Annotated in this window: 6 protein-coding genes; 4 read left to right on the top strand and 2 right to left on the bottom strand. The window is 67.0% G+C overall.

The features are described 5' to 3' along the window. Position 1: 1 nt before the first annotated feature. The 3 genes from rnr to I5M_RS05000 are packed head-to-tail and all read left to right on the top strand — an operon-like array spanning position 2 to position 3,598. Complete coding sequence (gene rnr, locus I5M_RS05010) at positions 2-2,371, top strand: ribonuclease R (RefSeq protein WP_022720406.1); 2,370 nt, start codon at positions 2-4, stop codon at positions 2,369-2,371. After that, on the top strand, positions 2,371-2,799 hold the full coding sequence (locus I5M_RS05005) for a DUF983 domain-containing protein (RefSeq protein ID WP_022720405.1): 429 nt from the start codon (positions 2,371-2,373) through the stop codon (positions 2,797-2,799). The genes rnr and I5M_RS05005 overlap by 1 nt, the downstream gene beginning before the upstream one ends. 43 nt (positions 2,800-2,842) lie before the next feature. Beyond that, positions 2,843-3,598 (top strand): NUDIX hydrolase, encoded by a 756-nt coding sequence (locus tag I5M_RS05000; protein WP_022720404.1) that lies wholly within the window; start codon positions 2,843-2,845, stop codon positions 3,596-3,598. 11 nt (positions 3,599-3,609) lie between these two features. Here the strand turns inward: I5M_RS05000 and I5M_RS04995 are convergent, their stop codons facing one another. Beyond that, the gene (locus I5M_RS04995) at positions 3,610-4,872 is read right to left on the bottom strand and encodes an MFS transporter (RefSeq protein ID WP_022720403.1); all 1,263 of its coding nucleotides are present in this window, start codon (positions 4,870-4,872) and stop codon (positions 3,610-3,612) included. A gap of 278 nt (positions 4,873-5,150) precedes the next feature. Here I5M_RS04995 and rpmG point away from each other — a divergent pair, with 278 nt between their 5' ends. Next, positions 5,151-5,318, top strand: a complete 168-nt coding sequence (gene rpmG, locus I5M_RS04990; RefSeq protein ID WP_011441304.1) for a 50S ribosomal protein L33 — start codon at positions 5,151-5,153, stop codon at positions 5,316-5,318. A gap of 252 nt (positions 5,319-5,570) precedes the next feature. Here rpmG and I5M_RS04985 read toward each other — a convergent pair. Beyond that, positions 5,571-6,975 (bottom strand): xanthine dehydrogenase family protein molybdopterin-binding subunit (locus I5M_RS04985; protein WP_022720402.1); only part of this gene is annotated, 1,405 nt, incomplete at its 5' end.

Here is a 6,975-nt window from a genome sequence, read left to right as displayed (position 1 = left end):
TGTGAGCAAGTCGCGCCCGGCCAGCTTTCCCGATCGAAACGCGATCCTCGCCTATATTCGTGCCCATCCGGGCAAGGTCAGCACGCGCGACATCGCCCGTGAGTTCGGCCTGAAGAACGCCGATCGCGCCGAGCTCAAGCAACTCCTTCGCGAGTTGGCCGACTCCGGCACGATCCGCAAAACCCGCCACAAGGTGGCGGAGCCGGCGACGCTGCCGCCGACCTTGATGGCCGACATGGTGTCGCGCGACGCCGACGGCGAACTGATCGCGACGCCGTCGGAGTGGGACGAACAGGACGGCGCGCCGCCCAAGATCCGCATCCACACCCCGCGCCGCATCAAGCCCGGCACCGCCGCCGGCCTCGGCGATCGCGTACTCCTCCACGTGGAGCCGGCTGGAGCTGGCGACAAGGGCCCCGCTTATGTCGGCCGCGTCATTCGCGTGCTCGACCGCGGCAAGGCGCGAATTCTCGGCATCTTCCGTGCGCTGCCGCAGGGCGGCGGGCGCTTGGTTCCAGTCGATAAGAAACAGGCCGGCCGAGAACTCAACATCGCCGCGCACGATTCAGGCGGCGCGCAGGACGGCGATCTCGTCAGCGTCGATCTCGTCCGCACCCGCACCTACGGCCTTGGCTCCGGCCGTGTAAAGGAGCGGCTCGGCTCGCTCGCCACCGAGAAGGCGGTCAGCCTGATCGCCATCCACGCCCACGACATTCCGCAGGACTTTTCATCCGCGGCGGCGCGCGAAGCCGAGGCGGCCGAGCCGGCGACGCTGAAGGGCCGCGAGGATTGGCGCGACCTGCCGCTGGTGACGATCGATCCGCCCGACGCCAAGGATCACGACGACGCGGTGTACGCCGAGCCTGATTCCGATCCGACCAACAAAGGCGGCGTGATCGTCAGCGTCGCCATCGCCGACGTCGCCTACTACGTGCGGCCCGGCTCGGCGCTGGATCGCGACGCGCTACGCCGCGGCAATTCGGTGTACTTCCCCGACCGCGTCGTGCCGATGCTGCCCGAGCGCATCTCGAACGACCTGTGCTCGCTGAAGCCCAAGGAGCCACGCGGCGCCCTCGCCGTCCGCATGGTGATCGGCGCCGACGGCCGCAAGCGCTCGCACACGTTTCATCGCGTGCTGATGCGTTCGGCGGCGAAGCTCAACTACGCGCAGGTCCAGGCCGCGATCGACGGCCACCCCGACGACATCACCGGCCCGCTACTCGAGCCGATCCTCAAACCGCTCTACGCAGCCTATGCGGTCTGCAAACGCGGCCGCGACGAGCGTGATCCGCTCGATCTCGAACTGCCCGAGCGCAAGATCCTGCTCAAGCCCGACGGCACCGTCGATCGCGTCGTCGTGCCGGAGCGCCTCGACGCCCACAAGCTGATCGAGGAGTTCATGATCCTCGCCAACGTGGCCGCCGCCGAGATGCTGGAAAAGAAGGCGCTGCCGCTGATCTACCGCGTCCACGACGAGCCCAGCGTAGAGAAGGTCCACAACCTGATCGACTTCCTCAAGACGCTCGATCTGTCCTTCGCCAAAGGCGGCGCGTTGCGGCCGGCGCAGTTCAACCGCATCCTGGCGATGGTGAAGGGTGAAGACGCCGAGCCGCTGGTCAACGAGGTGGTGCTGCGCTCGCAGGCGCAGGCCGAATACAGCGCAGAGAACTACGGCCATTTCGGCCTCAATCTGCGCCGCTATGCGCACTTCACCTCGCCGATCCGGCGATACGCCGATCTCGTGGTGCACCGCGCGCTGATCCGCGCACTCGGCCTCGGCGACGGCGCGCTGCCGCAGACCGAGACGGTCGAAACACTGTCGGAAATCGCCGCGCAGATTTCGCTGACCGAGCGCCGCGCCATGAAGGCCGAGCGCGAAACCGTCGACCGGCTGATCGCGCATTTCCTTGCAGACCGGATCGGCGCCACGTTCCAGGGCCGCATCTCCGGCGTCACCAAGGCCGGGCTGTTCGTCAAACTCGCCGACACCGGCGCCGACGGGCTGATCCCGATCCGCACGCTGGGCGGCGAGTATTACAACTATGACGAGACCCGCCACGCGCTGATCGGCTCGCGCAGCGGCGCCATGCACCGGCTGGGCGACGTGGTCGACGTCAAGCTGGTGGAGGCCGCGCCGGTCGCCGGCGCACTGCGCTTCGAACTGGTCGGCAATGCGTCGCTCGACTACACTGACCGCAAAAGTCCGCGTAAACTGAAGGGCAAGTCCAAAACCAATGCGAAGACCGGCGCCAAAGCCAAGGCGTCGTTCAACTCCGACAACGGCGTCGGGACGCGTAGCAAGGCCGGCCGCGCCAAACCGCGCAAGCCGGCCAAGCCCAAGCAGAAGAAGTCCGGAAAAGGAAAACGCTGATGACGCCTTCGACGCCCGCCCCCATCGTCTGGACGCCCCATGGTGGCGCGACCGAGCAGCGCAACGTCTGGCAGGCGATGAAGCGCGGCATGCGCTGCCGCTGCCCGCGCTGCGGCGAAGGCAAGCTGTTCCGCGCCTTCCTCAAGACCGCCGATCACTGTTCCGAATGCGGTCAGGATTTCACCGGCCATCGCGCCGACGACCTGCCGGCTTACCTCGTGATCGTCATCGTCGGACACATCGTGGTGCCGATCGCGCTGTCGATCGAGACCAATTTCGCGCCGCCGGTGGCGCTGCAGCTGGCGATGTATCTGCCGTTGACACTCGCCGCCTCGCTGCTGTTACTCCAGCCCGTCAAGGGCGCTGTCGTCGGACTGCAATGGGCGTTCCGAATGCACGGCTTCGACGATCAGAATCCTGAAAGATAACCGGGACCCCAGATCCCGGGATCAATTGTGTAGTGGAAACGCGATGAGTGAAGCGGCGACGCACGTCCAACCCAAGGTCGAGCAGGACACGACCGAGGCCAGTCACCACCCTTATTTCCGGCCCAAGGACGCCGCGACGCTGATCCTGGTCGATCGTTCGGGCGCAATCCCGAAAGTGCTGGTCGGCAAGCGCCACGACAAGGTGGTGTTCATGCCGGGCAAGTTCGTGTTTCCCGGAGGCCGCGTCGACAAGAACGACCACCGCGTCCCGGTCGCGGCGCCGATGCCGTCGGAGCTCGAGGCCAATCTGCTCAAGGGCAGCCCGAAGACGACGCCGAGCCGCGCCCGCGCGCTGGCGGTGGCGGCGATCCGCGAAGCTTGCGAGGAGACGGGTCTGTGTCTCGGCCGCACGTCGGAAAACGCGCGTGGCGTCAGCGAAGGCCCGTGGCAGCCGTTTGCCGACGCCGGGTTGCTGCCAGATCCCTCCGGCCTGTTCCTGATCGCTCGCGCCATCACCCCGCCAGGCCGCATCAAGCGCTTCGATACGCGGTTCTTCACCGCCGATGCGTCGGCGATCGCGCATCGCGTCGACGGCGTGATTCATCCGGATGCCGAGCTCGTCGAACTGGTGTGGGTCGAGCTCGGTTCGCAGCCGCTCGCCGATCTGCATCCGATGACCAAGAACGTGCTCGGCGAACTCCACCGTCGGCTCGCCACCGGCCCGCTGCGCCACGACGCGCCGGTGCCCTTCTTTTACGCGGTCGGCGGCAAGATGCAGAAACACGTGCTGCCCGGCTGACGCCCGGCCGCTCAGCGGCTCGACCACCGCGCTGTCAGTTCGAGAATCAACGCCAGCGCCGCCAGGCCGCCGCCGTAGAGGCACACCGCAAACCAGCCGCCATGCGCCCAGGCGACCGAGGCACCGGCCGAGCCGATTGCGCCGCCGACGAACATCCCGGTCATGAAAACGGTGTTGAGCCGGCTGCGCGCCTCCGGCACCAGCGCGTAGACGATGTGCTGGTTGGAAATCAGCGAACTCTGCAGCCCGAAATCGAGGATGACGACGCCGAGCACGAGCCCCGGCACGACGTCCCAGAAGCCGAACAACGCCCACGACAGCAGTGCCAGCACCGCGCCCGCAGCGATCACCGGCGCCGGCCCGCTGCGATCCGCGATGCGGCCGGCAATCGGTGCCGCCAGCACGCCGACGACGCCGACGAGACCAAACAGGCCCGCCGCCGCCGCGCCGAGGTTCAGCCGTGGCTCCTGCAGATGCAGTGCCAGCACGGTCCAGAACACGCTGAAGGAGGCGAACAGACAGGCCTGCACCGCGGTGGCACGGCGCAGCGCCGGCTGGTCGCGCCACAGATGCAGCACTGATTTGAGCGCGGTGCCGTAGCCGATCGACAGATACGGATGCCGGCGTGGCAGCAGCCACGCCATCAGCGCCGCGGCGCCGAGCGCCAGCGGCACACTGAGCCAGTACATCTCGCGCCAGCCGGAATGCCCGGCGACGAAGCCGGAGACGGTGCGGCTGAGCAGGATGCCGCAAAGCAGGCCGGCCATGACCGTGCCGATCGCCTTGCCGCGCTGCTGCGGCCGCGCCAACGCTGCAGCGAATGGCACGATCTGCTGCGCCACCGTGGCGAATGCGCCGAGCGCCAGCGATGCGACGATCACCAGGATCGCCGACGGCGCCAACGCGGTCGCCACCAGGGCCACCGCCAGCAGGATGAACTGCGCCACGATCAAGCGGTGCCGGTCCATCAGATCGCCGAGCGGCACCAACAGGAACAGCCCGGCCGCATAACCGAGCTGAGTCGCGGTGGGAATCATGCCGGTCCAGTCGGGCGAGCCGAGGTCGCGCTCCATAATGCCGAGCATCGGTTGGTTGTAATAGATGTTGGCCACAGCGATGCCCGCCGCGGCTGCCATCGCCAGCGTCAGCCCCTGGCCGAGCGCGGGCTGGTCGGCCGCGCCCCCGGGGGCAGCAGACTCGGAGCTGGCCGGCTCTGAGCTGGGCGGCTGGGAGGTCGGCACGTCCGCCTTCAGGGCCGGTTCGCTGGCACGCATTGTTCGCCTTTCGTCTGGGTTCCGATCGGCTCCCAACATGGGGTGCCGGCGCCGCTTGTCGAGCACGTGCCTGGGAAGATCAGCGATGCGACGGCCGCGGTCTTGTCGATTTCCACGGTAACCGGAGGCAATCAGCGCTCGATTCGGCCGTAAATCGCCGCCCACTCGCCCAGGCGTCGCAAAACCTTGACTTTTGATGATTGCCGGCTAGTTTGCGGCCCAAACGCGGGTCCTGACGTTCGACCTCGCTGATTTTCCCGAAATTCGAGGTTTGGACCATGGCCAAGGCGGTCACCATCAAGATCAAGCTCGTCTCCACCGCGGACACCGGCTTCTATTACGTCGCGAAGAAGAACTCGCGCACCATGACCGACAAGATGACCAAGAAGAAGTACGACCCGGTCGCGCGAAAGCACGTCGAGTTCAAGGAAGCCAAGATCAAGTAGGCCGCACCGGCTCACTGACGGTTTTTCGCGGGGCCCTGACGGGCCCCGTTTTCGTTGGTGCATTGTTTTGTTGGCTGCCTCACCCACGCCCTTCCGTCATGCCCGCGCTTGTCGCGGGCATCCACGCCTCCTCGCCGGGAGGCTAAGACGTGGATGGCCAGGCCTTCGCCGCGCCGAAGCGGCTTCGGCCGCGCAGGCGTGACGAGCCCGGCCATGACGTGGTGAGAGGCTTCGGCTCGATCGGCGCGAGCGCTACGCCTTCATGTTCGCCTTCACCGCTTCCGCGGTGATCGGCAGTGAGCGCAGGCGGGCGCCGCAGGCGTTGAAGATGGCGTTGCCGAGCGCCGGGGCGACGACCGTCACCGCCGGCTCGCCGACGCCGGTCGCCTTGTCGCCATTGGCGATGACGCTGACCGCGACCTCCGGCACCTGACTCATCCGCAGCACATGGTAGCTGTCGAAGTTGCTCTGCTCGATAGCGCCATGCTTCAGCGTGGCCTTCTCGATCATCGCCAGCGACAGTCCCCACAACGCCGCACCCTCGACTTGAGCGCGGATGTTGTCGGGATGCACCTGCGTGCCGACATCAGTCGCCACGGTGAGCTTCTTCACCTTCACCTCGCCGCTCGGCGCCACCGCGACGTGGGCGACACATGCCGTCCAGCTCGCCGAAGCACGCTCCTGCGACGACACGCAGGCGACGCCCATGCCCTCGCCTTTCGGCAGTTGCTTGGCGCCGTAGCCGGCCATGCCCATCGCGGCGAGCAGCGTGTTGCGCAGCCGCTGGGCGCCGCCGTCGTTCTTGCCCTTGCCATCGAGCAGCGCGATGCGGAATTGCGCCGGGTCCTGCCCTGCCGCATGGGCAAGCTCATCGATCATGCTTTCGACCGCCCAGAACGTCCAACCGGGCGCGACCGAGCGAAGCTGGCCGGACGGCGTCGCGTTCTGCGCCATCTCGTTGAGGATGGCGCGGACATTGTGGTTGGGCACCGAGTAAAAGAAATCGGCGCCGTTGACGGTGAAGGCGTCGAGCGCGCCCTTCTTGTCGACCGAGGGCGACAGGAAGTCGGGAATGCCCCAACGCTTGGTCGGCCACGCGCTGACGACGTCGTGCTCCATCGCGATCAGCTTGCCGTCGCCGTCGAGCCCGGCCTTGACCTTCTGGAAGGTGAGCGGCCGCGAGAAGTCCATCGTCATGTCGTCTTCGCGCGAGTAGATCACCTTCACCGGCTTGCCGACCGCCTTGGCGGCCAGCACCGCCGGCACCATCATGTCGGCGTCGAGCCTGCGGCCGAAGCCGCCGCCGAGCCAGGCCTGATGCATCACCACGTATTTGGGATCGACGCCGAGCGCACCCGCCGCGATCGCACCGGAGCGCGTCGCGAATTGATTGCCCGAGTAGAGATGCCAGATGTCGCCTTGCTGTTGTGCTGTAGCGTTCATCGGCTCCAGCGGCGCATGGATGTTGATGCTGGTGGTGTACTCCGCCTCCAGCACCTTGGCGGCACTGCCGAGCGCCGCAAAGGTGTCGCCGTCCTTGACGAAGAACAGCCCGGAATCGCCCTGTGCTTGCAGCCGCTTCGCCTCGGCCAGCAGTGACTCGCTGGACACGTCGGCGTTCGGTCCAGGATTGTAGCTGATCTTCAGCGCCGCGGCC

Origin of the sequence: Rhodopseudomonas sp. B29 (assembly GCF_000333455.1) — a bacterium.
In the GTDB taxonomy this organism is placed as follows: domain Bacteria; phylum Pseudomonadota; class Alphaproteobacteria; order Rhizobiales; family Xanthobacteraceae; genus Rhodopseudomonas.
This window is presented reverse-complemented; position numbering and strand designations above follow the sequence as displayed.

Bases quoted from the DNA above. Each gene is read 5' to 3' on its own strand.
- rpmG (WP_011441304.1), top strand. From the start codon at position 5,151: ATGGCCAAGGCGGTCACCATCAAGATCAAGCTCGTCTCCACCGCGGAC.
- I5M_RS04995 (WP_022720403.1), bottom strand. From the start codon at position 4,872: ATGCGTGCCAGCGAACCGGCCCTGAAGGCGGACGTGCCGACCTCCCAG.
- I5M_RS05005 (WP_022720405.1), top strand. From the start codon at position 2,371: ATGACGCCTTCGACGCCCGCCCCCATCGTCTGGACGCCCCATGGTGGC.
- I5M_RS05000 (WP_022720404.1), top strand. From the start codon at position 2,843: ATGAGTGAAGCGGCGACGCACGTCCAACCCAAGGTCGAGCAGGACACG.